The 26,651-nt window shown below is 71.3% G+C and carries 32 protein-coding genes; 12 read left to right on the forward strand and 20 right to left on the reverse strand.

Annotated elements, in window-relative coordinates:
* Window positions 1-65 precede the first annotated feature (65 nt).
* Window positions 66-482 (forward strand): hypothetical protein, encoded by a 417-nt coding sequence (locus tag ACIHAD_RS27375; protein ID WP_397357492.1) that lies wholly within the window; start codon window positions 66-68, stop codon window positions 480-482.
* Window positions 483-839: 357 nt separating this feature from the next.
* Here ACIHAD_RS27375 and ACIHAD_RS27380 read toward each other — a convergent pair whose 3' ends face one another.
* The 3 genes from ACIHAD_RS27380 to ACIHAD_RS27390 all read right to left on the reverse strand — a co-directional run bounded on the left by ACIHAD_RS27380 (window position 840) and on the right by ACIHAD_RS27390 (window position 3,804).
* Window positions 840-1,259 (reverse strand): hypothetical protein, encoded by a 420-nt coding sequence (locus ACIHAD_RS27380; RefSeq protein WP_397357493.1) that lies wholly within the window; start codon window positions 1,257-1,259, stop codon window positions 840-842.
* Window positions 1,260-1,533: 274 nt separating this feature from the next.
* Window positions 1,534-1,878, reverse strand: coding sequence for a hypothetical protein (locus ACIHAD_RS27385; RefSeq protein WP_397357494.1), 345 nt, complete (start codon window positions 1,876-1,878; stop codon window positions 1,534-1,536).
* A gap of 1,014 nt (window positions 1,879-2,892) precedes the next feature.
* Window positions 2,893-3,804, reverse strand: coding sequence for a Ku protein (locus ACIHAD_RS27390; protein WP_397357495.1), 912 nt, complete (start codon window positions 3,802-3,804; stop codon window positions 2,893-2,895).
* 81 nt (window positions 3,805-3,885) lie between these two features.
* On the opposite strand from ACIHAD_RS27390, the gene ligD (ACIHAD_RS27395) reads away from it, so the two are divergent.
* From ligD (ACIHAD_RS27395) to ACIHAD_RS27415, 5 genes are all read left to right on the forward strand, one after another.
* On the forward strand, window positions 3,886-4,767 hold the full coding sequence (gene ligD, locus ACIHAD_RS27395; protein WP_397357496.1) for a non-homologous end-joining DNA ligase: 882 nt from the start codon (window positions 3,886-3,888) through the stop codon (window positions 4,765-4,767).
* Window positions 4,764-5,639 carry a non-homologous end-joining DNA ligase gene (ligD, locus tag ACIHAD_RS27400; RefSeq protein WP_397357497.1) on the forward strand — a complete coding sequence of 292 codons (876 nt, stop codon included), beginning with the start codon at window positions 4,764-4,766 and terminating at the stop codon, window positions 5,637-5,639. Before ligD (ACIHAD_RS27395) ends, ligD (ACIHAD_RS27400) begins: the two co-directional genes overlap by 4 nt.
* Before the next feature lie 43 nt (window positions 5,640-5,682).
* Window positions 5,683-5,895 carry a hypothetical protein gene (locus ACIHAD_RS27405; protein WP_397357498.1) on the forward strand — a complete coding sequence of 71 codons (213 nt, stop codon included), beginning with the start codon at window positions 5,683-5,685 and terminating at the stop codon, window positions 5,893-5,895.
* Window positions 5,896-6,083: 188 nt separating this feature from the next.
* A complete protein-coding gene (locus tag ACIHAD_RS27410; RefSeq protein WP_352319259.1) occupies window positions 6,084-6,704 on the forward strand; it encodes a TetR/AcrR family transcriptional regulator in 621 nt (206 codons plus the stop codon).
* A gap of 88 nt (window positions 6,705-6,792) precedes the next feature.
* The gene (locus ACIHAD_RS27415) at window positions 6,793-7,026 is read left to right on the forward strand and encodes a DUF3107 domain-containing protein (protein WP_397357499.1); all 234 of its coding nucleotides are present in this window, start codon (window positions 6,793-6,795) and stop codon (window positions 7,024-7,026) included.
* Between the two features lie 67 nt (window positions 7,027-7,093).
* On the opposite strand, the gene ACIHAD_RS27420 is transcribed toward ACIHAD_RS27415, so the two are convergent.
* The 4 genes from ACIHAD_RS27420 to ACIHAD_RS27435 form a co-directional block, all read right to left on the reverse strand.
* Entirely contained in the window at window positions 7,094-7,519 is a 426-nt protein-coding gene (locus ACIHAD_RS27420) for an SRPBCC domain-containing protein (protein WP_397357500.1), read from the reverse strand.
* 197 nt (window positions 7,520-7,716) lie between these two features.
* Window positions 7,717-8,052 (reverse strand): ArsR/SmtB family transcription factor, encoded by a 336-nt coding sequence (locus ACIHAD_RS27425; RefSeq protein ID WP_397357501.1) that lies wholly within the window; start codon window positions 8,050-8,052, stop codon window positions 7,717-7,719.
* Entirely contained in the window at window positions 8,040-8,381 is a 342-nt protein-coding gene (locus ACIHAD_RS27430) for a VOC family protein (protein WP_397357502.1), read from the reverse strand. Before ACIHAD_RS27430 ends, ACIHAD_RS27425 begins: the two co-directional genes overlap by 13 nt.
* 67 nt (window positions 8,382-8,448) lie before the next feature.
* Window positions 8,449-9,102, reverse strand: a complete 654-nt coding sequence (locus ACIHAD_RS27435) for a ferritin-like fold-containing protein (protein WP_397357503.1) — start codon at window positions 9,100-9,102, stop codon at window positions 8,449-8,451.
* A 350-nt stretch (window positions 9,103-9,452) separates the two neighbouring features.
* On the opposite strand from ACIHAD_RS27435, the gene ACIHAD_RS27440 reads away from it, so the two are divergent.
* Complete coding sequence (locus ACIHAD_RS27440; protein WP_397357504.1) at window positions 9,453-11,306, forward strand: DEAD/DEAH box helicase; 1,854 nt, start codon at window positions 9,453-9,455, stop codon at window positions 11,304-11,306.
* Between the two features lie 262 nt (window positions 11,307-11,568).
* Here the strand turns inward: ACIHAD_RS27440 and ACIHAD_RS27445 are convergent, their stop codons facing one another.
* Window positions 11,569-11,721 carry a hypothetical protein gene (locus ACIHAD_RS27445; protein WP_397357505.1) on the reverse strand — a complete coding sequence of 51 codons (153 nt, stop codon included), beginning with the start codon at window positions 11,719-11,721 and terminating at the stop codon, window positions 11,569-11,571.
* An 82-nt stretch (window positions 11,722-11,803) separates the two neighbouring features.
* Here ACIHAD_RS27445 and ACIHAD_RS27450 point away from each other — a divergent pair, with 82 nt between their 5' ends.
* The gene (locus ACIHAD_RS27450) at window positions 11,804-12,694 is read left to right on the forward strand and encodes an alpha/beta fold hydrolase (protein WP_397357506.1); all 891 of its coding nucleotides are present in this window, start codon (window positions 11,804-11,806) and stop codon (window positions 12,692-12,694) included.
* A gap of 13 nt (window positions 12,695-12,707) precedes the next feature.
* Entirely contained in the window at window positions 12,708-13,613 is a 906-nt protein-coding gene (locus ACIHAD_RS27455) for an oxygenase MpaB family protein (RefSeq protein WP_397357507.1), read from the forward strand.
* Window positions 13,614-13,630: 17 nt separating this feature from the next.
* Here ACIHAD_RS27455 and ACIHAD_RS27460 read toward each other — a convergent pair whose 3' ends face one another.
* The 4 genes from ACIHAD_RS27460 to ACIHAD_RS27475 all read right to left on the reverse strand — a co-directional run bounded on the left by ACIHAD_RS27460 (window position 13,631) and on the right by ACIHAD_RS27475 (window position 16,683).
* A complete protein-coding gene (locus ACIHAD_RS27460) occupies window positions 13,631-14,554 on the reverse strand; it encodes a RecB family exonuclease (protein WP_397357508.1) in 924 nt (307 codons plus the stop codon).
* On the reverse strand, window positions 14,555-15,274 hold the full coding sequence (locus tag ACIHAD_RS27465; protein WP_397357509.1) for an MBL fold metallo-hydrolase: 720 nt from the start codon (window positions 15,272-15,274) through the stop codon (window positions 14,555-14,557).
* Between the two features lie 11 nt (window positions 15,275-15,285).
* Window positions 15,286-15,900 (reverse strand): MarC family protein, encoded by a 615-nt coding sequence (locus ACIHAD_RS27470; protein ID WP_357704315.1) that lies wholly within the window; start codon window positions 15,898-15,900, stop codon window positions 15,286-15,288.
* A gap of 129 nt (window positions 15,901-16,029) precedes the next feature.
* Window positions 16,030-16,683, reverse strand: a complete 654-nt coding sequence (locus ACIHAD_RS27475) for a DUF6758 family protein (protein WP_397357510.1) — start codon at window positions 16,681-16,683, stop codon at window positions 16,030-16,032.
* A gap of 47 nt (window positions 16,684-16,730) precedes the next feature.
* Between ACIHAD_RS27475 and ACIHAD_RS27480 the strand changes: the two genes are divergently transcribed.
* Window positions 16,731-17,132: an NUDIX hydrolase gene (locus ACIHAD_RS27480; RefSeq protein ID WP_397357511.1), complete on the forward strand. Its 402-nt coding sequence runs from the start codon at window positions 16,731-16,733 to the stop codon at window positions 17,130-17,132.
* Here ACIHAD_RS27480 and ACIHAD_RS27485 read toward each other — a convergent pair.
* On the reverse strand, window positions 17,116-19,986 hold the full coding sequence (locus tag ACIHAD_RS27485; RefSeq protein ID WP_397357512.1) for a hypothetical protein: 2,871 nt from the start codon (window positions 19,984-19,986) through the stop codon (window positions 17,116-17,118). The genes ACIHAD_RS27480 and ACIHAD_RS27485 overlap by 17 nt on opposite strands.
* 442 nt (window positions 19,987-20,428) lie before the next feature.
* Window positions 20,429-21,355, reverse strand: coding sequence for a lysostaphin resistance A-like protein (locus ACIHAD_RS27490; RefSeq protein WP_397357513.1), 927 nt, complete (start codon window positions 21,353-21,355; stop codon window positions 20,429-20,431).
* A 181-nt stretch (window positions 21,356-21,536) separates the two neighbouring features.
* Here ACIHAD_RS27490 and ACIHAD_RS27495 point away from each other — a divergent pair, with 181 nt between their 5' ends.
* Together ACIHAD_RS27495 and ACIHAD_RS27500 are read left to right on the forward strand one after the other, a co-directional pair.
* Complete coding sequence (locus ACIHAD_RS27495; RefSeq protein ID WP_397357514.1) at window positions 21,537-22,232, forward strand: hypothetical protein; 696 nt, start codon at window positions 21,537-21,539, stop codon at window positions 22,230-22,232.
* Window positions 22,229-22,774: a DUF6529 family protein gene (locus tag ACIHAD_RS27500; RefSeq protein ID WP_397357515.1), complete on the forward strand. Its 546-nt coding sequence runs from the start codon at window positions 22,229-22,231 to the stop codon at window positions 22,772-22,774. The genes ACIHAD_RS27495 and ACIHAD_RS27500 overlap by 4 nt, the downstream gene beginning before the upstream one ends.
* On the opposite strand, the gene ACIHAD_RS27505 is transcribed toward ACIHAD_RS27500, so the two are convergent.
* Genes ACIHAD_RS27505 through ACIHAD_RS27530 form a run of 6 tightly spaced genes read right to left on the reverse strand, consistent with a single transcriptional unit; the run spans window position 22,764 to window position 26,633 of the window.
* Window positions 22,764-23,696, reverse strand: coding sequence for a CoA ester lyase (locus ACIHAD_RS27505; RefSeq protein ID WP_357704301.1), 933 nt, complete (start codon window positions 23,694-23,696; stop codon window positions 22,764-22,766). The genes ACIHAD_RS27500 and ACIHAD_RS27505 overlap by 11 nt on opposite strands.
* Window positions 23,697-23,756: 60 nt before the next feature.
* Window positions 23,757-24,353 (reverse strand): sulfite oxidase-like oxidoreductase, encoded by a 597-nt coding sequence (locus ACIHAD_RS27510; protein WP_397357716.1) that lies wholly within the window; start codon window positions 24,351-24,353, stop codon window positions 23,757-23,759.
* Window positions 24,354-24,355: 2 nt separating this feature from the next.
* Complete coding sequence (locus ACIHAD_RS27515) at window positions 24,356-24,625, reverse strand: DUF6510 family protein (protein ID WP_397357516.1); 270 nt, start codon at window positions 24,623-24,625, stop codon at window positions 24,356-24,358.
* 10 nt (window positions 24,626-24,635) lie between these two features.
* Window positions 24,636-25,361 carry a ferredoxin reductase gene (locus ACIHAD_RS27520; RefSeq protein ID WP_397357517.1) on the reverse strand — a complete coding sequence of 242 codons (726 nt, stop codon included), beginning with the start codon at window positions 25,359-25,361 and terminating at the stop codon, window positions 24,636-24,638.
* Entirely contained in the window at window positions 25,331-25,942 is a 612-nt protein-coding gene (locus tag ACIHAD_RS27525; protein WP_397357518.1) for a molybdopterin-dependent oxidoreductase, read from the reverse strand. Before ACIHAD_RS27525 ends, ACIHAD_RS27520 begins: the two co-directional genes overlap by 31 nt.
* Before the next feature lie 55 nt (window positions 25,943-25,997).
* A complete protein-coding gene (locus ACIHAD_RS27530; protein WP_397357519.1) occupies window positions 25,998-26,633 on the reverse strand; it encodes a hypothetical protein in 636 nt (211 codons plus the stop codon).
* Window positions 26,634-26,651 lie beyond the last annotated feature (18 nt).

The following is a 26,651-nucleotide window of genomic DNA, read 5'->3' on the forward strand; positions in this document are numbered from 1 at the left end:
CGGAAGGATCGGATTTTCGCGGAGCGTCGAGTACGGGGCAATCAATCCTTTTAGGGGGAAACACAATGCCCAAGCTCAAAAGTGTTATCGCAGGGCTCGCCATGGGCACCGCGCTGACCGGCGGTGTGGTCAGCGTAGGCGCGGCGACCACCGCCACAGGGGCCAACGCCGCCAGCGTCACCGGCTCGGCCACCGCGGCCACCCTCGCCGGCTGCTTCCGGGAAACCCGGTGCGGCTGGGGCGGCTGGGGCCGCAGCTGGGGCAACCGCTGGGGCGGCGGCTGCCACCGCCGCTGCGGCGGCGGCGGAGGCTGGGGCTGGGGCCGCGGCGGCGGCTGGGGCTGGGGCCGCGGCGGCGGCTGGGGCTGGCGTCGTAACAACGCCCCCCGGGTCCGCGTCGTCATCCACAACTCGAACAACAACAGCAACCACAACAACACCAACGTGCAGCGGCACGACGAGCGCGAGCACCACGACGACTGAGCGGGGGTCTCACCCCGGGGAGAGCCCGCCCAGCGAGAGCTCGCCTGAGAAGTGAGACCACTCCGACACAGAGAAGTGCCCGCATCCGGCCGGCCCCGCTCGACAGAGCGGGGATCGCCCCCCGGATGCGGGCACTCACCTTGTCTCCCGCCCTCCCCCGGCCCCTCCGGACGTCGTCCAGGGGCCCGCCCTACGGGATCGCCGCCCGGTCCCGAGACCGTACGGACAAGAAGGTGACACAAAGTGAGTGCCCGCATTCCCTGCCAGGAGCTCGTTCTCGACGGGAACGAGGATCCGGTGGGATGCGGGCACTCAGTTGCGCGATCGCGGTTCGCGCCCCGGTTTCAGAGCCTCCGGTCAGCGCCAGTCACGCTCGACGTCGTCAGCGCGCACCCGCTGGCGAGCGTCCTGCGCGATCACGTCGTGGTTCCGGTTCCGGTTGACGATGATGATGCGGATCCGGGGGAGCCGGTGACGACGCCAGTTGTTGCGCCAGCCCCAGCCGCCGCCGCCGCACCACGAGCGACGGAAGCAGCCGGACAGAGTGGTGGTGGTCGCCGCGGCGGTGACGTTGGTGGCGGCTTCGGCGCTGGTGGCCGTGGTCGCCGCACCGAGGGCGATCGCTCCGCCGCTCAGCGCCGTGCTCATGGCGAGGCCTGCGATAACACTTTTGAACTTGGGCATTGCGTTTCCTCCTAAGGTTTGGATGCCCCGTTTCTCGACGCTTCCGGATTCCCAGGAAACGACGTGGACGGTATGGCTTGCCATGCCTGCCATCCATGACCTTGATATATCCCCATGAATAGCCAGCAAACCGTAATTGTCCACTTTTGCCGGTACACACAGATTCGTATGGCTTGTCGCACGGAAAACGCAAGTGAGGGCTCCCCGGCCGATGCCGATGGAGCCCTCACCAGAATTTCCGAAGAGACGGAGAGAATGAATCCTCCGGCGCGCCGGTCCGAATTCAGACCATTCTCCGAGCCCGGTACCCGGTGGTCCGATTCAGCGCGGCGCCGCCTTCACGAGGATGACGGTTCCGTCCTCGTCGTCAGTCCCAGTCGCGGTCGTGGTCGCGGTCGCGGTCGCGGTCGCGGTCGTGGTCGCGGAGCATCGGCCGCACGGCCGCCGTGTCCGTCACCCGGTTACGGTTGAAGTTGCGGTTGTGGATGGTGACCTTCACCTTGCCCACGCGGTTGCCGTTACGGCGCCAGCCCCAGCCGCCGCCGCCCCAGTTGCCCCAGCCGCCGCCGCCGCCCCAGCCCCAGCCGCCGCACCGCGACCTGCGGAAGCAGCCGGCCTGGAAGCTGGTGGACGTGACGACCCCGGCACTGGTGGCGGCGTCGGCGGTGGTCGCGGTGGTCGCCGCGCCCAGCGCGACGACACCGCCACTCATGGCCGTGCTGACGGCGAGGCCTGCGAGAATAGTCTTGAGCTTGGGCATTGCGTTTCCCCCTAAAGGATTGGTTGCCCCGTTCTCAACGCTCCCCGGTTGCCAGGGAACTGCCCTTGGACGACCTTGTGATGAGCCATCCGTGAAATGTCATTTCCTGGACGCGGGCACGGCAACACAGAACCGCCGCCTTTTTGCTATGCATTAACGGCCTTATTGCTTGCATTAAACAATTATTGACTGATATGCCATGATATGTCCGAATCTATCATGATCGCCGGGCGGGGGCTGTCGAGCGTTGCCCGGCCGGATCCGGAAACCCGACACTCCCCTCGATCGTCCAGGGAGTGTCGGTGATCAACCGATTTACACCGGTCAATTAGTGCCGCTTATTGCTATATGAAGTCAATGTCCGCTTTGTGGCTAATGGCCGTTATGCGACGCCAGCCTGCATACCCACACGCCCGCGGACCGTAGAAGCCGCGGGGCCCATGAAGACAGCCGGGACAGGGACGCCGCGCCAACCAACATCAGCTTTGTCAGCCGCAGCGAGCCGCGCCTGTCGCACCGCCTCGTGGCCCCGAGCAGGAGACGCGTTCAATCGGGAAGGGGACAACAGGCGCAACGCGATCACCTGGGCCGCCATCAGCCCCAGCTCGTCAGCCACGGCCCACACGCGCCAACTCGGATCGCGCGAGTCCGAGCCATTGAGGCAACGCCACGCCGCTTCCCGCCATCTCTCTCATGCTGGCGCTGCACTTCGGTATCGCCGGGAATCCTGCCGGACGCCGGGGGTCCGTTCCGCCAGCGAAGCCGCTGAATGGTCCCCGCGCTCGGGCAGGTGTCCGCCGTAGCGTGGCTGGCGGGCCGGTCGGTGGGGACCGGGGCTCCGCCACGGTGGTCGGGTTCGTGCCGGCGTGCGTCCTGGCGTTCCGCCGTTGTCCCTCGGCGTGCAGGCCGGCGCTGGAGTGGTGACGGTGGATGTCCGGGCCGACCTGTGAGAAGGAGCCGGGCCGGTCAGGCGGACTTGCGGGCCTTGCGCTTCGGCGCGGCCTTCTCCTCCTCCTCGGCCTCCTCGGCCTCCTTGGACTCCTTGGCTTCCTTGGAGGACTTGCCGCGGCCCGTCGCCTTCTTCGGCTTGGCCGGCTCCCCCGTCCGCTCCCGCTTGGCGGCCTCGACGCTGGCGCGCAGGGCGGCCATGAGGTCCACCGCCGGCCCCGCCTCTTCCTCCTCACGCGCCGTCACGACCTCCTTGCCCGCCACCTTCGCCTCGATCACCTGCTGCAACGCCTCGCGGTACGTGTCGTGGTACTCGCTCGGGTCGAAGTCCGACTCCATCGTGGTGATCAGCGACTCGGCCATCTTGAGCTCCTGCGCCCTGACCTCGATGTCCTCCTCCAGGAACTCGAAGTCGGGAGCGCGGATCTCGTCCGGCCACAACATGGTCTCCAGGACGAACACCCCGTCCCGTACGCGCAGGGTGGCCAGCGACTCCCGCTGCCGCAGCGCCACCTTGACCACGGCCACCTGGCCCGAGCTCTCCAGGGCGTCGCGCAACAGCACGTACGGCTTCGCGCCCTGGGCGTCGGGCTCCAGGTAGTACGACTTGGCGAAGTAAATGGGATCGATCTGCTCGGCCGGGGTGAACTGGAGGACGTCGATCCTGCGCGACGTACTCAGCGGCAGGTCCTCGAAGTCCTCGTCGGTGAGCACCACCATCTCGCCCGTGGCCAGCTCGTACCCCTTGGCGATGTCCGCGTACGGGACCTCCTCGCCGTCCACCGTGCACACGCGCTTGTAGCGGATCCTGCCGCCGTCGTCCCGGTGGACCTGGTGGAAGCTCACGTCTTTCTGCTCGGTCGCCGAGTAGAGCTTCACGGGGATGGTGACCAGGCCGAAGGAGATCGCACCCTTCCAGATGCTGCGCATGGGCACTCCTCAGCAGTAGCGGGCTCACCATATGGGCACATACCCGTCATGGGGCAACCAATGCCATACCCGATTGAACCGATGCTGGCCGTACCCGGGGAACTACCCTCCGATCGTGACCGGTACGGCCTGGAGGTCAAGTGGGACGGCATCCGCGCGCTCGTCCACCTCGACGACGGCCTGAGGGTGACCGGACGGCACGGCGTGGAGTACACCCGGCGATACCCCGAGATCTCGGGATTCGCGGTCAAGAACGCCGTCATCGACGGCGAGGTCGTGGCCCTGGACCGGCACGGGAGGCCCAGTTTCGTCCGGCTCCAGCACCGTATGCACCTGACCGATCCCGACCCGGCCGTGCTGGAGATCTACCCCGTCACGTACATGCCCTTCGACCTGCTCTGCCTGGACGGCAGGCCGCTGTTCGACCTGCCCTACCGCGACCGCCGCGCCCTCCTCGACGAGCTGGACATCGGCGCGCCGCCGTACTTCCCCGGGGACTCCGACCTGCTCGCGGCCACGCGGGAGCAGGGCCTTGAGGGCGTGGTGGCCAAGCGACTCGACTCCCCCTACCGGCCGGGTGTGCGCTCGCCGTGGTGGATCAAGGTCAAGCACCTCAGCACGAGGGACGTCGTGATCGGCGGCTGGAAACCCGGCAAGGGCCGCAGGGCGGGCGGGATCGGCTCGCTCGTCATGGGCGTCTTCACCGGTGAAGGGCTGACGTACGTCGGCCACGTGGGAACCGGGTTCACCGACGCCATCCTGGACGACCTCCACCAGGCGCTCCAACCTCTGGAGATCCCGCGCAGCCCCTTCGCGAACGCGGTCCCGTGGAAAAATCGGTGGGTTAGGCCCGATCTCGTCGGGGAGGTGGGCTACACGATGTGGACCGACGAGCTGCGGCTGAGACATCCGGTCTGGCGCGGACTGCGCGCCGACAAGCTCCCCGCGGAGGTGACGCTGTGAAGAAGGTGCCGGTCAGGGTCGACGGGCGCGAGCTGACGCTGAGCAACCTCGACAAGGTTCTCTACCCGGAGATCGGCTTCACCAAGGCCGAGGTCATCGACTACTACAGCCGCGTGGCCCCCGTCCTGCTGCCGCACCTCGCGGGCCGGCCCCTGACCGTCAAGCGTTACCCCAACGGCGTCACCGGCCAGTTCTTCTTCGAGAAGAACGCGCCCGACCACACCCCCGACTGGGTCAGGAAGGTCAACCTGCCCGCCCCCGGCAGCACCAAGAACCGCGAGAGCATCGACTTCGCCGTGGTCGAGGACCTGCCGACGCTCGCCTACTACGCCAACCTGGCCGCGCTGGAGCTGCACGTGCCGCAGTGGCGCGTGGACGAGGACGGCGCGGCGCTGCCGCCCGACACGCTCGTGTTCGACCTGGACCCGGGCGCGCCGGCGACCATCGTGGAGTGCTGCCGCGTGGCGCTCGTGCTGCGCGAGGCGCTGAAGGACGAAGGGCTCACCGCCAGGCCCAAGACCAGCGGCAACAAGGGCATGCAGCTCTACGCCGATTGGGACTGCCGCGAGGAGCCCTCCGCGTACGCCAGGAGGCTGGCCCAGGCTCTGGAGAAGAAGCACCCGGAGGAGGTCGTCAGCGTCATGGCCAAGAAGGCCAGGCCGGGCAAGGTGTTCATCGACTGGAGCCAGAACAATCCGGCCAAGACCACCGTGGCGCCGTACTCGCTGCGGGCCAGGGAGCGGCCGACGGTCTCGACGCCGCTGCTGTGGGAGGAGGTCGAGGACTGTGAACACCCCGACGACCTGGTGTTCATCGCGCCTGACGTACTCGCCAGAGTGGAGAAGCACGGCGACCTTTTCGGCCGGGCGTAGTCTGGACCCGTCCACACCAAGAGGGGGACCGAAGATGTCGGAAATGGACACCCGCGGGGACGAAAGCGTCTACGAAGAGGAGGAAGAGGAAGAGGAGTTGTCGCCGGAGACGCCCGAGGCCGACGCCGCCGAGCAGCAGCGCGAGATCCGTCAGGAGGCCGGCGGGGGGCGCCGCGAGGTCCCGTTCGACGCCGACCCCGCCGACGCGGCCGATCAGGACCGCGTCGTGGACTACGACGACGACGACTACCGCTGAACGGCGGACCACCCGCCACACCGGCGACGATCACCGCTGAACGGCGGGCCACCCGCCGAACCGAGGACGACCACCGCTGAGCGCGGGCCGCCCACCAGACCGAGCGTGTATGACGATGACCACCGAGGTGTCGGCTGCTCGCACGTAGGATGTCGGCACAGTTCGCTGAGAGACCAATGGAGACCCGCGTGACCGCAACCCCGGACGCGAAGCCCCGGGGCACCCGACTGCCCCGGCTGGCCCGACGCCGGCAACTGCTGAGCGCCGCGCAGGAAGTTTTCGTGGAGAACGGCTACCACGCGGCCGCCATGGACGAGATCGCCGATCGGGCCGGGGTCAGCAAGCCGGTGCTCTACCAGCACTTCCCCGGCAAGCTGGAGCTCTACCTCGCGCTGCTCGACCTGCACGTCGACGACATGGTCAACCGCTGCCGCGAGGCGCTGGCCTCCACCCACGAGAACAAGCTGCGGGTGCAGGCCACGTTCAGCGCGTTCTTCGACTTCGTCTCCACGCAGGGGGAGGCGTTCCGGCTCGTCTTCGAGTCCGACCTGCGCAACGTCGCGCCCGTGCGCCAGCGGGTGGAGCGGTCCCTCCAGGAGTGCGCCGAGATGGTCAGCGCGGTCATCCAGGAGGACACCGGCTGCACCAGCGACGAGGCCCACCTGCTCGGCGTCGGCCTGGTCGGCATGGCCGAGGTGAGCGCCCGCTACTGGGTCACCGCGCAGGGCTCGATCCCCAAGGACGCGGCCGAGCAGCTCATGGCGCGGCTCGCCTGGCGCGGGATCAGCGGTTTTCCGCGTACGGCATAACCCGTTCGCTGGGCGCGATCATTCACCGTCTCCGGGCCTCGGAGCGGCGACGATGGGACTGAGCGCTAGCCCAGTCGACTAGGGAGCCATGATGGAAGTCAAGATCGGCGTACGCTCGGTACACCGCGAACTCGTTGTCGAGACCGACCTGTCCGCCGAGCAGGTCGAGGAAGAGATCAGGAACGCGCTGTCGGTCGATCGCGGCGTGTTCGCCATCACCGACGCCAAGGGCCGGCGCGTGGTCGTGCCGGTGGCCTCGCTCGGTTTCGTCGAGATCGGTGAGGACGAGTCCAGGCCGGTCGGCTTCGGCGGCACCCTCTAACCTGCCCACGGGCCCACACCAGGGGTACGGCCACACCAGCCGTACCCCTCACGAGCCGCACAGGTTCTCAGGCGCAGAAGGCGGCCAGGCGGTCGAGGACCAGGTCCCAGCCCGTCCCGTACCCGTCCTCGTGGGCGCAGGCGACGGCGGAGAGCCGTTCCCATCCCCTGTGCTCCAGCTCCACCCGCGTCAGCGACGGCCCCAGCTCCACGAACCGCAGCTCCACCTCGGTGGTCGCGCCGCCCTCCTGCCTGGAGGTGACCTCCCAGGTCATGGCGAACCGCTCGGGCGGCTGCCAGGCGACGACCCGTCCCCAGTCGGCCTCGGTGCCGTCGTGCCACACCTCGTACACGCGTCCGTCGAGACGCTGCTCGACCAGCACCTTCGCCACCCGGTCGGCCCCGCCGAGCGAGAGCGGCCGGGTCGGCCACCACTGGCCGATCTCGCGGACGAACACGTCGAAGACATGCGCCCGGTCACTGCGCACCGTCACCGCCCTGCGTACGGGCGCCCCTCCGACACCGTGATCCGCGGCACGGCCGGACGCGGCGGGATCAGGAGCGGCGGGGGCAGAGGTGACAGGAGCGGACGCGGCGGGGTCAGGCGCGGCGGGGGCGGTCACGCGGCTCCCCGAGCCGGCAGCCCCGGACGTGGCGGCGCCGGTCGGCGTGATCTCGCCTCGGCCCGGCGTCATCCCGTCTCGGTTCGCTCGTCGGACACCCCGCGCTCCCCCTCCGCAATACGGCGCGCGAAGTCCAGCGATTCGGCCCACATCTCGTCAAGGAACTGCCGTAGCGGCGCGAGGCCCTCATGCCTGGCACGGTACAACCGTTTTGTACCCTCACGCCGCTCCACGACCAGACCGGCATCCTTCAGCACCTGCAGATGCTGCGAGATCGCGGGCCTGGTCACCTCGAAATGCTCGGCGATCCGCCCCGCGGGCAGCTCCTGCCGGGCGACCAGCCTGAGGATCGCCCGGCGCCGCGGTTCGGCGATCGCCCTGATCGCGTCGTCTATCTCTTCCACAGTCCTATCCGGTTGCCCTGCGGGTCGGTGAACTCCGTCAGGGTGCCCGTCCCCTCGATCTCGTACGGCGGCACGACGGTCCTGCCGCCGAGCGCCTCGGCCCGCTCCAGGTACGCCTGCACGTCATCGACGTCCACCACCACGGAGACACCCTTGGGGGCGCCCTCCTGGGCCGTGCCGATGCCGCCGGGGATGCCGCCGGTATCGGTCATGCCGTATCCGATGGGGTCGCCGGCGTCGATCTTCCAGTCGAACAGCTCACGGTAGAAGCCGAAGAGCTGCGGGGCGTCGGTGGTGGCGATGTCGAAGAACACTACTGGACGGCTCACGGCAGAACTCCTTTCGTCGCCGCTAACGTAAGCTACGGCTTTCGTAAGCGTCAACTAACGATCGGAGTCAGATGCCGAGCGCGGCCATCCGCTTGTTGTGCGCCTCGGTCAGGGTCGCGAAGAGGCGTGAGATGTCGGGCGCCTCGCCACCCGCCGCCTTGGCCGACTCCACCAGCAGCAGCGCCAGCTCCGGCCGCGCCGCCGCGACCTGCTGCCCCTGGCTGAGCGCCTCGCCGACGAGCCGGCGGGCCCACAGCGCCAGCCGCCCGCCCGCCGTCGGATCGGCCTCGATCCCCGCCCTGACCCGCTCCACGGCGAACTGCGACCGGGCCTCGTCGACCAGGACCTCGTCCACCAGCTTGACGATCGACGGCTCCAGGTGCCGGGCGGCCTCGCGGTAGAAGTCGAGCGCGATCCCGTCCCCCACGTACGTCTTGACCAGGGCCTGCAGCCAGTCGGCCGGCCGGGTCTGGGCGTGCCAGGCGTCCAGGGCCGCCACGAAGGGCGCCATCGCCTCCTCCGGATCGGCCCCCAGCTCGGCCAGGCGGTCGCGCAGGAGGCGGAAGTGGGCGTACTCGGCCGCGGCCAGCTCGCTCAGCGCGGCACGGTCGGCGAGCGAGGGCGCCAGGGTGGCCGCGTCCTCGGTCATCCGGGCGTAGGCGCTGAGCTCGGCGTATGCTAGGACCCCGAGCAGGTCGACGACTCCAGGAGACTCGTTCATGGGGGCAGCGTACTTCCCGGAATCTGCGGGAACATAAGCGAGCTCGGCCAGCGTTGTGGTATCGAGTACACTGCTCTGTGAAAGTGCGACCGCACTGTGTTAGTTCGGGGGATTCCCCCGATAACCCCCGATTCCCCGGGTGCGCGGTCGCTGATGACGCGAGAGGGCTGGCTCTACCGCGAGGACCCACGTAACGGGGGCTGTTTTCCGCCCGTCGGTCCCGGCAGGCCCGCCTTCATTTGAGACTGAGGCAGGCCACGCTGACGACTTTCCGAGACCTCGGAGTCACACCAGAAATCGCCGATGCCCTCGAGACCGAGGGTATCGTCACACCGTTCCCCATCCAGGAGATGGCGCTCCCGCTCGCCCTGAGCGGCCAGGACCTCATCGGCCAGGCGCGCACGGGCACGGGCAAGACCTACGCGTTCGGCATCGCGATGCTCCAGAGCATCGGCAAGCCGCGCAAGAACCGCAAGAAGCCCCGCGGGCTGGTCGTCGTGCCGACCCGTGAGCTGGCCGTCCAGGTCAGCGAAGACCTGGTCACCGCCGCCGGCAAGCTCGGCTCCCGGGTCCTGACCGTCTACGGCGGCCGGGCCTACGAGCCGCAGATCGAGGCGCTCAAGGCAGGGGTCGACGTCATCGTCGGCACCCCGGGCCGCCTGCTCGACCTGGTCAAGCAGAAGCACCTCGACCTCAGCCAGGTCACGTCCCTCGTGCTCGACGAGGCCGACCGGATGATGGACCTGGGCTTCATGCCCGACATCGAGCGGATCTTCAAGCTGATCCCGGCGGAACGGCAGACGATGTTGTTCTCGGCCACCATGCCGGGCGAGATCGTCTCGCTGTCCCGCAAATACCTCAACCGTCCCACCCACGTACGCGCGGAGATGGAGAGCGGCGAGGGCGAGACCACCCCGCAGGTGCGTCAGATCGTCTGGCGCGCCCACCGGATGGACAAGATCGAGATCGTCGCCCGGCTGCTCCAGGCCGAGGGCCGTGGGCTCACCATGGTCTTCTGCGAGACCAAGCGGGCCTGCGACATGGTCGCCGAACAGCTCGACACGCGTGGTTTCGCGGTCGCGGCCGTCCACGGCGACCTCGGCCAGGGCCAGCGCGAGCAGGCGCTGCGGGCCTTCCGGGCGGGCAAGATCGACGTGCTGGTGGCCACCGACGTGGCGGCCCGCGGCATCGACATCGACGACGTCACCCACGTGGTCAACTACGACTGCCCCTCCGACGACAAGACCTACGTGCACCGCATCGGCCGTACCGGCCGGGCCGGGCGCACGGGCATCTCGGTCACGTTCGTGGAGTGGGAGGAGCTGACCCGCTGGAAGATGATCAACCAGATGCTCGGGCTCGACTTCGCCGAGCCCGAGGAGACCTACTCCACCTCGCCGCACGTCTACACCGAGCTGAACATCCCCAAGGGCACCAAGGGCGTCCTGCCGCACGCGAGCCGCTCGCGCGCCGGGCTGTCCGCGGAGCGCATCGAGGACCTCGGTGAGACCGGCCGGTCCCGGACCCGCGGCGGCAACCGCCGTCGCGAGGAACGGGAAGAGCGCGAGGAGCGCCCGGCCCGCGCCGCGCGCCAGCGTCGCCGCACCCGCGGCGGCAGGGAACTGGCCGAAACCGCACCCGAGACGCCGGAGGTCGAGATCGTGGCCGCCAAGACGGAGGAGACTCCCGCCATCTTCACGCCCGACGAGGTCGAGGCCGTGGCCGCCGAGCAGCGGCGCACGCGCGTCCGCAGCAGGGGGGCCGCGTCGTCGGCCATCGAGCAGGCGCTGGCCGAGACGCCGGAGACCCCGGCGAAGCGGACCCGCTCCCGCAAGGCCGGCCAGGCCGAGGCCCCGGCCACGCGTTCCCGCGAGGAGGCCGCCGAGGCGCCTTCCAGGAACCGCGCGCCCGAGGCCGCGCCCGAGCCGGTCGTGGAGCCGGTGAGGGAGCCCGTGAGGGAGCCTGTTAGGGAGCCGGTCGTGCAGTCCGTGCCGGAGACGAGCTTCCTGGCCACGCCTCCGCCGCCGGTCCGCCAGGAGCCCGAGCGGATCATCCCGCCGAGCCCGTTCGCGGTGATCTTCCAGTCGCCCGACCTGGCCACGGACGACGACGACATCGCGCCGTCCGCGGCGACCGAGCGCAAGCAGCAGCGCCGCCAGCCCCGTGGTGGTGGCGCCGGCGGCAACCGCCGCCGCGCGGGCTAACGACAGCGGCAGGAAGGCGCGCACCCCGTTCGCGGGGTGCGCGCCTTCTCGTCTGTACGGGCCTACGCCAAGCTGTACGGGCCTACGCCAGTTCCCGGTCTCCGCGGGGTCGGCGGGCCTGGTGACCGGCGAGCGGACGAGCCGTACGTGCTCCTCACGCGGCCCCACGGCGCACCAGCCCCCAGAGGCACCCTCCAGGTACGCCAGGACCCCAGGAGCCGCCTCAGGGCCTTCCACGAGCCCCTGGAGGGGGTCACGGCGCTCACCGGGCTCCATGGCCCGGAACTCCGGCCCGCCCGTCCTGAACCACATGCACCAGCAGCCCGAGCAGGCCCCACCAGCCCCCACCAGGCCCGAAGACGGTCAGCACGTCCGCCCACGAAGGTCGCCGGGCGGACGTGCTCAGATCACGCATAGCTCACAACTCCCCAGAACTCGCACCAGCGTAGTCCGTTTGCCGGTGTCGAGGCGCTGACCTCTGGGTATTGTTGCCCCACGTGAGTACGCCGCGATTCCTCGACCTGCCACCCGGTGTGACGCCGCAGAAGCTCGAAACGCCCCAGGGCGCGTTCGCGGCTCTGGAGGCGCTTCCGGTCAGCGGAGTGGTCGAGCGCTGGCCCGCCCTCCTGGTCCCCGGCCTGACCGGCAGCAAGGAGGACTTCATCGCGGTCCTGATGACCCTGGCCCAGTCCGGCCGCCGGGTGGTGGCCGTCGACCTGCGCGGCCAGTACGAGACCCCGGGCCCCGACGACCCCGCCGCCTACACCTGCGCCGCCCTGGGGGCCGACGTCGACCTGCTCGCCCAGGCCATCGGCGGCGGCGACCCCATCCACCTGGTGGGCCACTCCTTCGGCGGCCTGGTCGCGCGCGAGGCCGTGATCGACGGGCGCACGCGGTTCGCCTCGTTCACGCTGATGAGCTCCGGCCCCGCGGCCATCGAGGGCAGGCGGGCGCGCAACGGCCGGGAGATCATGGAGGAGATCCCGGCCCTGGGGCTCGAACATCTCTGGCATCACCGCATGGAGCCCGAGGCGCTGGCCGCCGACGTCTCCGACGAGATCCTGGCGTTCCTGCGCAGGCGGTTGCTGACCAACTCCCCCACCGGCCTGGCCCGCATGGCCGAGCAGGTCCTGCACATGCACGACCGCACCGACGAGCTGCGCCAGATCGAGGTCCCCACCCTGGTCCTCTACGGCGAGCACGACGACGGCTGGTCGCCCGAGACCCAGTCGGAGACGGCCGCCCGGCTCGGCGCCGACTGCGTGGTCGTGCCGGGCGCGGTCCACTCCCCCGCCGTCGAGGCGCCGGAGACGACGGCCGCTGCGCTGGTCAGGTTCTGGAACGCGGCCGAGAAGCACTATTTGGACACAAGGTCCAACGTGCTGTGATCATCGACTTGCCATGACGGACGAACTCGTCGTCCAGGCGCCGCGGAGCGCGACCTGGCAGGTGCATCTCGACCGCTCGATGTGGGTGGGCGGCGTACGCGGCCTCATGTTGCAGGCGTTGCATCCCCTGGCCATGCTCGGCGTCTGGCAGAACTCCACCTTCCAGGACGACCCGTTCGGCCGCCTGCGCCGCACCGCCGACTTCGTGGGCCGGGTGACGTTCGGCAGCCCGGCGGAGGCCGAGGAGATCGGCCGGCGGGTGCGCGGCATCCACAGGGCGCTGCGCATCACCGATCCGCGGACCGGGCGCACGCACCGGGTCGACGATCCGGAGCTGCTGCTGTGGGTCCACTGCGCGGAGGTGTCGTCGTACCTGGAGGTGGCCAGGCGCGGCGGGCTCGGGCTGAACGAGCGGCAGGCCGACCGCTACCTGCGCGAGCAGCGCAGGAGCGCCTCCTACGTCGGGCTGCACCCCGAGGACGTCCCGGGCTCGTGCGCCGAGATGGACGCCTACTTCAAGCAGGTCCGGCCCGCCCTGCGGGTGACCGAGGAGGCGGCGGCGACCGTGCGGTTCCTGCTGTGGCCCCGGCTGCCGCAGGAGCTGCGCATGTTGTCGGCGGGCAAACCGGCCTACTTTCCCTTCGGCGCGCTCTGCTACTACACGCTCCCCGAATGGGCCCGCCGCATGTACCGCGTCCTGCCCGAGGTGCCCCCGGCGACGGTCGGCGCGGCGTTGAGGGCGTTCCGGCTGGGCATGAACGCGCTGCCCGAGCCGGTGCACGACCGGGCGTTCATGCCGTCCACGCGGGCGATGCTGGCGGGCGCGCGGGCCCGGCTCGGCGCGGCCGGTTACGACGTGAGCAAGGGGCTCAAGGGCCTGACCGACCCCCGCCGCTGGCCGGCGGCGCGGGCGGCCTGACCCCGTCGGCCCGTGGATCAGTCGGCCAGGCCGTCCCAGGGGTTGCGGTCGGATCCGGCGGCCTGGCCCTCGGGGCAGTGGCGGCGGAAGTCGCACCAGGAGCAGATCGGGCCCGGACTGGGCGCGAACACCGTGTCGAGCTCGGCGGGAACCTGGGCCGGGCCGACGGTGGGGCGCTCTCCCGCCCCCCGGCCCGCCGCGGAGGCGGGGCGCCTGGTCGAGGTGGGGGCGCCCATCACGGCGCGGTAGCGGTCGTCGGCGGTGGCGGCCTCGACCGCGATCTCCTCGGCGCGGCGCAGGTGACGGCCCAGCGACTCGTCCGTGTGGCGCCACTCGACGACCTCGCCGGTGGGCAGGTGGTGCAGCTCGACCGCCCGGCAGGGCGTGCGCATCATGGTGGAGGCCGCGATGGCGTACGTGGCCAGCGCGAGGGACGAGCGGGCGTCGTCCTGGGTCAGCGAGCGGCGGCCGGTCTTGTAGTCGACCACGACCAGTTCGTCGCCGCGCCGGTCGAGCCGGTCGATGCGCCCGGACAGCGCGATCACCTTGGTCCGCGTGGCGACCGTGCGCTCGACGCCGACCGGATCGTCCGCCGGATCTAACGTCGTGACATATCCGGACACGAGGTCGCGGGCCCGTCCCAGCCACTCGGCCGACTGCTCGGCGTCCCTGAAGCCCTCGGTGATCCACCCGTTCGTGAGCAGGACCGCGGCCGTCAGCGGCGTGCGCCGCTCGTACGGCTCACGCCACCACGCCGCCAGCGCGTTGTGCACGCTGGCGCCGACGCTGTTGTGCGCCCAGGCGGGCCCCTTGGAGGGCTGCGGCCGGTCCAGGTAGGTGAACCGGTAGCGGCGGCGGCAGTCGAGCCAGGTGTTCAACCGCGACGGCGTGCAGGCGTAGAGCCGCCGCGGCATCCCGTCCAGCGGAAGCTGGTCGTACACCTACTCGTCGCCGGGGCCGAGCTTGATGCCGGAGACCCTGGTGCCGTCGGTCAGCGGGCCCTCGTCGTCGCGGGCGGCGGCGGGGTCGCGGGTCAGCGAGCCCGACACCCAGTCGTCGAAGTGCGGCTCAAGGTCGCCGACGGTCACCTCGTCGCCGTGGTTGGCCAGCACCCGCGTGTCGGCCGGGAGCGTGAACAGCCGGCCGCCGATCGAGGTGAGCTGGTCGGCCAGCGCCGGGTATTCGCCGCCGAGCTTGCCCGGCCCGTCGGCCTGCAGGGCCTTGCCGGTGAAGACGGCCCCGAGCGCCTCGCAGTAGAGCGAGACCCCGCCGGGAGAGACCCCGGGCGTCTCCATGACGTCGAGCTGGACGTCGGCGACGCCGAAGACGCCGTCGTCCTCCATGTCGATGTCGGGCCAGGTCTCCCGCCAGGTCTCCCGCCACAGCGGCTTGTCCTTGGGGTGCAGGGCGACGACCGCCTCGTCTCTGCTGGCCACCTCGATGGCCGCGCCGACGTGGTCGGGCAGGCCCGCGGTGCAGATGACGGCCAGCACCTCACGCTCGCCCACCTGCTCAAGGATCTTCTCGGCGTCCCGCGCCGCGTCGATGACGATGACTTCGTCGTCGTCACCGATGATCCAGGTGTTGTTCTCGACCTTGTGCTCGGTGCCGTCGATGTCGACGACGCCCTCGGTCACCACTCGCTCGATACGCGCTGTCACGCTTCCGAACTTTAGCCCGTCTGCATGAGAGCGCGAATCGCGTTGATGATGAGTTGCACCGCGAGCGCCGAGAGCAGCAGTCCGGCGATCCTGGTGACCAGCTCCACGCCGTTCTCCTTGATGACGCGGATGATGCTGACCGAGAAGCGCATGAACAGCCACAGCAGGATGTGCACGGCCGCGATGGCCAGCATCAGCGCGGCCAGCCCGTCGGCGCGGCCCTCGGCCTGCTGGGCGAAGACGATGGTGGCCACGATCGCGCCGGGCCCGGCCAGCAGCGGCGTGCCGAGCGGGACCAGGGCCACGTTGACGTTCGAGCGCACGGTGTCGGTACGCGGCTCGGCCGCGCCGCGCAGCAGCTCCAGGGCCACCAGCAGGAGCAGCAGCCCGCCCGCGATCTGCATGGCGGGCACCTCGACGTGCAGGTACGACAGGATGGCCCGTCCGAACACCGCGAACACCACCACCAGGCAGAACGCCGTCACCGCGGCCTGCCAGGCGATGCGCCTGCGCTCGGCGGGGGTGCGGCCGAAGGTGTAGGCCAGGAAGAGCGGGATGACGCCCGGCGGGTCCATGATCACGAACATCGTCACGAACGCCTCGACGAAGAACCTGACCCCCGACACCGCTCCCCCAACCGGCCGCCCGGGGGAGGCGATCCCGTGCTCGGCCCCGCGCCCGGTCTCCCAGGCGCTCGGCTCTCCAGTCGCTCGATCTCCAGGCGCTCAGTCTCCAGGCGCTCAGTCTCCAGGCGCTCAGTCTTCCAGCAGCGGCGAGAACCCGCCGAAGGGCACCTCGAAGTCGCGGTCGCGGGCGTCCTGGAGGGACAGCTCGGCCATCGCGATCATGCAACCGGCCTCGGCGGGCCAGGCGATGGTCCACAACCAGTTGCCGAGCGCCTCACCGGCGTAGACGGCCCGGTCGTCGATGCCGCCCAGGCACCACATCGCGGTGGGATGCCCCAGCACCTCGATCTTCGCGTTGGGCGGCCCGGAGTCGAACCCCTCGCCGGGGTCGGGACCGTCGAGCCCCGCGAACGTCGCGCCGAGCCCCACGCCCGGCTCCTCGGCGATGACCAGCAGGTCGGCCGGCCCCTCGATCGGCGAGGGCCCGCTGAGCGCGACGACGCTGGCCCGCGAGCCGGTACGTTCGTCGCCGACCTCGCCGAACCCGGTCACCGTCCAGCCGGGCGGCAATGGCCATGGCAGCCACACGGGCACCACCGAGCGCTTCCGCATGGCCTCCAGCGATTCGCCCGTAGGCGCTCTCGGAGGCTGGTACGGCAGGACGTCGCCGTGCGTGTCGCAATGGAACACACCCGGCAGGCCGCTCGACCCGTGAAGCGGGCCGAAGCACCTTGGGCAGGTAGGAGCCGCTCTCACAGCTACCCACGGTGCTTCCTCCGGCACGGTCGCGTCAAGACCGGTGTCCGTTATCCCGTCGTAGTCTTGGTCATGTGCGCGTAAATTGTGTCGGCGCGATCATTTTCGACGCCTCTGACCGGCTTCTTCTCGTCCGGCGCGGCCGTCCGCCGGGGAAGGGGCTGTGGTCGCTCCCCGGCGGACGGCTGGAGCCCGGCGAGAGCGACGCGGACGGCCTGCGCCGCGAGGTCATGGAGGAGACCGGGCTGCGTGTCGCGGTGGGCCGCCTGGCGGGCACGGTGGAGCGTCCCGGGCCGGGCGGCGTCACGTACGTCATCCGCGACTACCTGGCCACCTCGGACGGCGGCGTGCCCGTCGCCGGTGACGACGCCGCCGACGTGCGGTGGTGCGGCCCCGGTGAGCCGGCGCTGCTCCCGCTCACCGAAGGGCTGCTCGACTGCCTGACCGAGTGGGGCGTGCTCACCGGTTGGCGGTGAGGCTGGAGGTCCACAGGATCAGGTGGTCGGTGTCGTACGTCGTGGACCTGCCGAGCGCCACCACCTCCGTGCCGCTGACCGCCACGGCCGTCAGGGCCTGCAAGCCGGGGCCGGCGAGCCGGTCCCTGGTCAGGGCCATGCGGTTCCACGACAGGCCGTCCTGGGAGACCCAGGCCGCGCTGTCGCCCTCGCCCGGGGTGCCGTGCCAGCCGACCGCCACCAGGCCCTGGTCGGCCGCCGCCAGGTCGTGCACGGCCGCGGCCTGGTCGGCGGGCAGCCATGCCGTCGTCCAGCTCTCGCCGTCGTCGTCGGACACGGCGGAGAAGGCGCGGCGTGAGCCGTTCGTCACGGCCGTACCGATGGCGACGAGCTTGTCGTGGTACGTCGTGACCTGCCGCAGCCCGGCCGACGTGGCGTCCGGCGGGGTGAGGCGCTTGCGGGCGGTCCAGTTCACGCCGTCGTCGGAGAACCAGACCACGCTGCTCTCCCGGTCGGAGGATCCGGACCCGCCGACCGCGACGTAGCCGCCCTGGGTCGCGATCACGTCGTGGACGCGGACGCCCGCGCCGCCCTGGGGCAGCTTCTTGGACCGGGTGTACCTGCGCAGGTCGGACGTGAACCACATGGCGGCGGCGGCCGAGCCCGCCTGGTCGTGGGACTCGCCGGCCAGCACGTAGCCCTTCTTGCCCGCCGCGACGGCGTGGGTGTCCAGGTAGGGCTGGTCGCGGTCGCGGGCCAGGTCGCCGGAGACCGGCACGCGCCGCCAGGTCTCGCCGTCCTCGGAGGTGACGAGCAGGGGGTCGGTGACGGCCAGGTTCGTCTGGGTGCTGCCGGCCGCCAGCCAGCCGCGCCCGCCGTGGGCGACGTCCTCCAGGATCTGCCTGCCGGGGCCGCCGAGGCTCATCGACTTCCAGCGCTGCCAGTTCCTGATCGTCCACAGGCCGGCGTCGCCGGAGGCGGAGCCGACCGCGACGTACCGGCCGCCGGAGGCCGCCAGCCTGGTGGTCTCGCGCGAGACCCTGGTCAGGCCCTCGACCTGGCCGAGCTGGACGCGGGAGACGGCGCCGCGCGGCGGCGCGGTCATCAGCACGAGCTGGTTGTCCACGTCGGAGGCCGCCTGGTCGCCGCCGGCGAACAGGGTGCCGCCGTCGGAGATCGTGAACCCGCGCAGCGTGGCGCCCGACAGGTCGCCGAGGTCGGCCCGTTTGGCCCAGCCGCGCCCGTCGGCGCTGGTCAGGACCGAGTACTTGCCCAGGGTGGCCTGGCTGATCGCGGCCACTCCGGACCGGTAGGAGATCAGCGACTCCACCCCGGGGCTCTCGCCGCCCAGGCCGCCGATGGAACCGCACTGCGACCACTGGGCGCCGGTGGGCGAGCAGTAGACGCGTACGTCGCCGTTGACCGTACGCTGCCTGGTCGGCACCAGGACGAACCGTTTGGGCAGCACGGCCACCGTGCCCGTACGCGGCTCGGCCTCGGGGAGCTGGAAGCCGGTCGCCTGCCACGCGCCGCCGCCGTCGGACGAGCGCAGCACCCGCGAGCCCCCTCCGTCGGCCGGGCGGCCGACGGCCACGACCGTGTCGCCCTGGGCGACGACCGCCCTGATCTCCTGGACGTCCAGCCCCCTGGTCTCCACGCGGTCCCAGGCCCGGCCGTCGGACGAGCGCCAGGCCGCCGGGCCGGGCCCGCCCTCCCCGGCCGTGGCGCCGACGGCGACGAAGCCCGAGGCCGTCCTGGCGATGTCGTAGACCTGGTCGCCGGGCCGGAACGCGGCCATGCCGGCCGCGTCGACGGTCGTCCAGCTGAAGCCGTCGGTGCTGGTCCACAGGCCGCGCTCGCCGGACGGGCCGTCGCCGCCGCTGGCCAGCCAGCGGCCGTCGCCGCCGACCACGCGCTGGACGGTGGGCGTGGAGGCGCCGCTCACCTGGCCGAGCTGCCAGTGCCTGCCGGCGTCGGGCGAGAACAGGAAGAGCGGGCGCGGGGTCGGGCTGGTGGTGTCGCTGCCGACCGCGACCACCGCGCGGCCGACGGAGACCATGTCGTTGAGCTTCTGGTTGGTGCCGACGCCGGCGGCGGGGACGGTGAAGAGGTCGTCCCCCGAACGGCCGGTGCCGGCCTCCAGGCGCAGGCCGGTGGGGTCGGTGTCGCTCCAGCGCCATACGAGCACCCCGGCGGCCACCAGGAGCGCCAGGGCCATGGTGAGGGCGATCGGGGCGGCCCTGCTGCCCCGGTGCACGGGGCTGGACCTGCGTACGGCGGCGGGGGCCGGGCCTCTGTGGTGTCTGCCGGCGGCCCCGCCGGGACGCGGCGGACCGGTGGCGACCAGGAGGTCGGGTCTCGTGGGACGCCCACCGGGAGGACGGCCGACCCGCCTGACCTCGGGACCCTCCTGCCCAGCCTCCTCGGCTCCGGGGTCGGGGGCTTCGGGCTGCGGCGGCCTCGCCTCCGTGACGGGATCGGCGGCTTCGGGCTGCGGCGGCCTCGCCTCCGTGCCGGGGGCGGGGGCTTCGGGCTGCGGTGGCGTCTCCGTGACGGGTTCGGGGGCCTCGTCGGCGGGGAGCGGCAGGTGATAGGGCGGCTCGCGGTGGGGCCTGACGGGGGCCGTGCTCTCCTGCGCCTCCCCTGCGGGCGGGGCCTGGGGCGGGGGCGAGGGCGGGGGCGAGGGCGGGGGCTCGGCGGGCGGCTCCCGGCGGGGCGGGCCGCCGGCGACGAGCTTGTCCGGGCGGTTGACGATGCGCCGGGGACGGCGGCGCGGCTCGACCTCGGGCTCGGCCGTCGGCGAGCTGTACGGCCTGCGCCCCTTGGGCGGCTCCTGCGGGGATTCCTCCGGGATCGGGGACGCGAACGGCGGCATGCCCCAAGGGGAGGTCAGGGGTAAGCCCCGGGCCCGATCGTCGGTGGGACCGGGCGGGGAGTGGCGGATCCTGGGCTCCTCGGCAGAGGGGGGCTCCGAGGCGTCCTCAGGACGCGGGTCGTCGTCGTCCGGCGGTCGCCGTGGCGGATCGCTGGGGCCGGAGGCCACGCGCCGCACCTCCTAGTCGAACTCGTCGTACAGGTGGAACCCGTCAAATCGGACCTGGTCAACCGGGTTGCGCGGGAGAACGGTGAGCGGACGGGCCGTTTACCACGGACCGTTCCACAAATCCCGTCCCACCTTATGCGCCTATTTTCTACCCCGTCCCACCAAAACGATCACCTCCGTGACACCCTCGCCTGTCCCACAGGAACCAGACCAGCATGCCTGAGCCGGATTGGCGAGACCTCTCTAGCGAGATTTCCCGCACCTCCCGCCTGATTTATCCAGAAATGGCGCTAATTGACCGCTTTTTGGATATATACAACACACCAATCGCATACACCCCGAGCTGCACCGCCGTTCCCGACAGCGCCTGCCACGGGATCGCCGTCTTGCCCTGGTCCAGTGCGTCCTGGAGACTGCCCGAGGCCGCGCTGAGCCCGAACGCCAGCGTGTTGTTCATCACGTGCAGGGCGATCGGCGCCTCCAGCCCCCCGGTCCGTACGGCCAGCCACCCCATCACCACGCCGAAGGCGAACACGTCGAGCAGCCCCACCCACGAATAGCCGTGCAGGGACGCGAACAGCAACGACCCGATGACGATCGCCCACACCGGGTTCCGCACGTGCACCCCGACCGCCTGGACGAACCAGCCGCGGAAGATGTACTCCTCGGTCGCCGCCTGGAACGGCACCAGCAGCACGATCACCACGAGGGCGGGCAGGAACCGCTCCCAGCCGACCCATCCGAACAGGTCGGAGTACTCCTCGTTGGACAACGACAGGGCCACGACCTGCGCGATCTGCCCCAGCACCAGCGCGAGCACGGCCAGGCCGAGACAGCGCAGCAGCCACGTCCAGCGCAGCCGTCCGGCGACCGACGACAGCGTGCCGGGCCGGCGGCGCTGGACGAGCGCGGCCGTGCCGAAGACGAGGGGCAGCACGGCCGCGATCGACAGCAGCACCATCACCAGCCCGAACACCGGGTCGCCGAAGATCTGCGCGGGGTCGGTCGGCGCGGGCAGGCCGAGGATCAGCTCGACCGCCTTGCCCACGAGCAGCACGCCGGTGCCGATGATGAAGAACCCGAGACCGACGACGATCGTGCCGACGACGGCCCGCCACGGCTCGTTCGCCGGGGTGCGGGCGAGATGGTCGAAACGCACACCCTGCGGCGTCGGCAGGAACCAGGACCGCTGCTGCGGCACGGGCGGCGGCGCATAAGGATAGACGGGCGGCCCAGGCGGCTGACTGCCATATGGCGAATTCGGTCCAGGGTTCTCCTGCATCCATACATTCTGTCTGCCGGGTGAGCATTAGTTCACAGACGGCCCACCCCTTTGGGCGGATGCTCGGAGTCGTACGGCATTTCGACCCTGGGAGCAGTCCATGTCAAGGCTGGGACCTTTCATCACCCTGGCGGCGGGCGCAGTCCTCGCCGCGGGGCTGGGTGTCGCCAGCATCACCGCGACACCGGCGGCCGACACCACTGCGGGCGCCACGGCCCGCGCCACAGCGGGCGGCTCGCCGACCGAGGCCGCCACCGCGCCGGCCCCCTCCCCGTCGCCCACGCGGACGGAGGCCGAGAAGATCCCCAAGGCCGACTACGGCGGGTACGTCAAAGGCAACGGCGGCCTCATTGCGATCTCCGTCCGCGACGGCAAGGCCGTCGGCTACTTCTGCGACGGCAGGGCCGAAGCCTGGTTCAAGGGCGAAGAGGCCGGCGGCGAGGTCGTGCTGAAGGGCCCGGGCACGGCCCGCGTGACGGCCACGCTCGGCGGCGGGCGGGCCAGGGGCAGCCTGTCCGTCGGCGGCGCCAGGTGGAGCTTCAGCGCGCCCGCGGTGGTCCGGCCGTCCGGGCTGTACCGGGCGACCGCGCAGGTCAGGGGCGCCAGACTGCGGGCCGGCTGGATCCGCGTCCCGCGGCCCGGCGGCGGCTACGACCAGGTCGGCGCCGCGTTCGTGGGCCAGGACCAGGTGGAGATCCCCCAGCTTGACGCCGGGCGACCGACCACCCCCGTGACCGTCGCCGGCGCCACGGTCAGTCCGAAGGACGTCGACGGATTCATCGAGGAGATGCCATGACCGCCATCCAGCAGCCGTCGCACCGGACGGCCGCCGTGCTCCTGGTCCCGCTGCTGGCCGGCGGCCTGGCGGCGCTGGCGCTCGGCGTCTACGGCCGGGCGCACACGCCCACGGGGTTCGCGGTCGGCCCGGCCGGGTTCTCCGCCGCGCTGCCGATGAAGGCGTGGCTGACGACGGGGGCGTTCGCGCTGGCGGTCGTCCAGGTGGTCTCGGCGCTGTCGATGTGGGGCAGGCTCGGGATCGAGATCCCGGCCGGCGTCCACCGCTGGTCGGGGCGGCTGGCGTTCCTCCTCACGATCCCCGTCGCCTTCCACTGCCTGTACGCCCTGGGCCTGCAGTACGACGTACCGCGCGTACTGGCCCACTCGCTGCTCGGCTGCTTCTTCTACGGCGTGTTCACGGCGAAGATGCTGGCGCTGCCCAGGCGCGACGCGCCGCACTGGACGCTGCCCGTGCTCGGCGGGCTGGCGTTCACGGCGCTGATCGGGCTCTGGCTGACCTCGTCGTTCTGGTTCTTCACCGCGGTCGGCGTCAAGGTGTGAACGACTTCGTCCTGCTCAGACCGGCCGCCCTGCCCTTGGCGGCCACGACGAGCGCCATCTTGCGGGAGGCCTCGTCGATCATCTCGTCGCCCAGCATGACCGCGCCGCGCCGCTCCACGGTGGTGTAGTGCTCGTACGCCTCCAGGATCAGCTCGGCGTGGTCGTAGTCCTCCTGGCTGGGCGAGAACACCTCGTTGGCCGCCTCCACCTGCAAGGGGTGCAGCACCCACTTGCCATCGAACCCGAGGGCGGCGGCCCGGCGGGCGACCCTCCGGTAGCCCTCGACGTCCTTGATCTGCAGGTAGGGGCCGTCGATCACCTGGAGGTCGTGCATCCTGGCGGCCATCAGCAGGCGCATGAGGATGTAGTGGTAGGCGTCGCCCTCGTCGTAGCCGGGCGGCTGCTCGCCGACCACGAGGGTGCGCATGTTGATCGAGGCCATGAAGTCGGCCGGCCCGAACACCAGGGCCTCCAGCCTCCTGGACGACCCGGCGATGGCGTCGACGTTGACCAGGCCGCGGGCGTTCTCGATCTGGGCCTCGATGCCGATGCGGCCGACCTCGTAGCCCATCGACCGCTCGATCTGGGTCAGCAGGGTGTCGAGCCAGACGACCTCGGTCGGGTCCTGGACCTTGGGCAGGATCAGGCAGTCGAGGAACTCCCCCGCGCCCTCCACGACCTCGATCACGTCCCGGTACGTCCACATCGTGGTCAGGTCGTTGACCCTGACCACGCGGGTCTTGCCGGTCCAGTCGCCCTCGCGCAGCGCGGTCACGACGTTCTTGCGGGCCTCGTCCTTGGCCAGGGGCGCGACGGAGTCCTCAAGGTCGAGGAAGACCTCGTCGGCGGGCAGGGTCTGGGCCTTCTCCAGGAAGCGGGGGTTGCTGCCCGGCACGGAGAGCACGGAACGACGTGAGCGCATGCGCCAACGCTAACGGCTGCGGGGGCGCCTCCGGCAGGCGTCCCCCGTCCATGGGGGCGATCAGCTGTTCCAGTAGCGCTGCTCGCGCCAGGGGTCGCCGTAGTTGTGGTAGCCGGCCCGTTCCCAGAAGCCGGGCCGGTCACGGTCGAGCAGGCGCAGGCCCTTCACCCATTTGGCGGACTTCCAGAAGTACAGGTGCGGGACCAGCAGGCGGGCCGGGCCGCCGTGCTCGGCGGGCAGCGGGTCGCCGTCGAAGGTGTGGACGATCCACGCCTTGCCGTCGCGCAGGTCCGCCAGCGGCAGGTTGGTGGTGTAGCCGCCGTGGCAGTACACCTCCGCGAATTCGGCCCCGGTGTCCACGTCGTCGAGCAGGACGTCGATCGACACGCCCTGCCAGTCGGTGTCGAACTTGGACCAGCCGGTGACGCAGTGGATGTCGGTGTGCGGGGCGCTCTGGGGCAGGTCCAGCAGCTCGTCCCAGGTCCGGACGCGTTCCCGGCCGGTCTCGGTGACCAGGGTGAACGTCCAGTCCGCGGTGTCGACGCGGGGCGTCGGGCCCGCCGACAGGACGGGGAAGCCGGGCGTGAGGTACTGGCCGGGCGGCAGGCGGTCGTCGTGCCCGCCACGCCCCCTGAACCCCTTCGAGACGACGGCCACGGTCACCGCCCTCCCTGCACGGGCGTCTCCAGCAGGCCGAGGCCCGGCATCGCGACCATCATCCGGCCCGGCGCCTCCACCAGGGTCATGAGCACGTTGTCGCAGTTCGGGCAGCACAGGACGGTGCCGGGGGCGGGACCGTACACGGTGGTCTCCCCCAGCGGGCCGTTCATGCCGCACTGCGCGCAGACGCCCTGGGCCGCCGTCATGTCCCGGCCGAAGAACTGGGCCAGCGGGCCTGCCGCGGCGTTGCCGTCCACGGGTTGTTGCATGGTGTCTCTCCTAGCCGTACCGCTCGGTGCGGATGTCGGTGGGCGGGTAGCCCAGGGCGGTGAGGATCGCGGCCACGTGCTCGACGAACGCGGTCGGGCCGCAGACGTAGGCCAGCGGCTCGTGGGCGGGCGGCCAGGCCAGGCGGGCCAGTTGCGAGCGGTCCACGCGGCCCACGGGCTCGGGCCAGTCGGTGGGGGCCGAGCGGGTGTAGACGAAGCTCACCTCGCCGTCGGCGGACTCCAGCTCGTCGCGGTAGATCACCTGGCCGGGGTCGCGTACGGAGTAGATGAGCCGTATCGGGGTGCCGTCGCCCAGCCGGGCGCGGTGGCGCAGCATCGAGCGCAGCGGCACGACGCCGGACCCGCCCGCGACCAGCAGCAGCGGCCGCCGTTCCGGCGACGGCTCCCACACGAAGTAGCCGCCGATCGGGCCGCGCACCTCCACCTGGTCGCCGGGCTCGGCCACGTCCACCAGGTACGGCGACACCTCGCCGCCCGGCACCTCGGCCACGGTGAGCGCGGGCCGCTCACCGGGCGCGCCGGCCAGCGAGTACGCCCGGGTCGCCTGGTAGCCGTCGTCGGCCGTCAGCCGCACGTCCACGTGCTGACCGGCGCGGTGTCCCGGCCAGCCGGGCACGTCGAGCAGCAGCGTACGCGTCTGGTCGGTCTCCGGGACGACCTCGGCGATCGTGGCCGGCTGCCAGGTCAGTCGTCGTAGTACCGCTGTTCCCGCCATGGGTCCCCGAAGTTGTGATAGCCGGACCGCTCCCAGAAGCCGGGGCGGTCCTCGTCCATGAGCCAGAGCTCGTGGATCCACTTGGCGCTCTTCCACAGGTAGTGGGCGGGCACCAGCATCCGCACCGGGCCGCCGTGCTCGGGCGGGATCGGCGTGCCCTCGTAGGCGTAGACCAGCCACGCCTTGCCGTCCACGATCTCCTCGACCGGCAGGTTGGTCGCGTAGCCGCCGTAGCTGACGGCCAGCGCGTACCCGGCCGCCCGGTCGGCCCCGGTCAGCAGCCGGTCGAGGGACACGCCCGTCCAGGTGGTGTCGAGCTTGCTCCAGTGGGTGACGCAGTGGATGTCCACGGTGATCTGCTCGGCGGGCAGCGACAGCAGGTCGGTCCACGTCCAGGTGGGCTCGCCCGCGCCGCCCCTGACGGTGAACGACCACCGCTCGGTCCGGATGTGCTGCGTCGCCCCCGCCGTGAGCACCGGGAAGCCCTCCGCCAGGTACTGCCCCGGCGGCACCCGCCCGGCCAGCTCCGGCCGCGGACGCCGGAAGTGCTTTCCGGCGAAGCCGCGAGAGACGATCCCCATGAATGCGGTTCTCCCCGGCACGGCACCCGGCGGACACCAGAAAAGGGCAAAGTGTTCAGCCGGTGTATCCGTGGGCGTGCAGGCGGGCGATCAGGCCGTCGATGCCGCACGGCTGGTTCCAGCCCGGCGAGGAGAAGATCTCGTCCCTGCCCCCGACGGCCCGGCCGGCCGGGTCGCCGGTCACCTCGTGCAGGATCACGCCCTGCGGGGGCGTGGAGTGGAGGACCGGGCGTCCCTCGACGACCGTGCCGGTCGGCCGGGCGCGGTTCATGAACAGCAGCACCCGGGTGCCCGCGGGCACCGCGCGGGCGAAGTCGGCCACGTCGTGGACCGGCGTGCCCGCGTCGTCCACCGCCGCTCCCTGGTAGAAGGCGAGGTCCGCGACGTCCGCGGCGGCGCCCTTGAGCCGCTTGACGACCTGGACGCGCATGAGGACGTACCGGGTGCGGTCCCCCGGGACGCCCTCCTCGACCACGGGCCCGGCGACCCAGCCCGTCACGTGGCCGGAGACGACGGTCTCCACCTTCGCGGCGAGCGCCTCGGGCGTCGGGTACGCCGGGTAGTCGTACACGGTCTGCCGAAGGACGCGCGTGTCCAGCGGGCCCGTACGGGCGGAGGCCCCGCAGGCGGGCGGCGGCTCGGGGCCGCCGGCGGCGCACCCCGCGACCAGGACGAGCAGAAGGATGAACAACCGCATACCGGTGAAACG

The sequence above is a fragment of the Nonomuraea sp. NPDC052265 genome (assembly GCF_044547985.1).
Taxonomy (GTDB): domain Bacteria; phylum Actinomycetota; class Actinomycetes; order Streptosporangiales; family Streptosporangiaceae; genus Nonomuraea.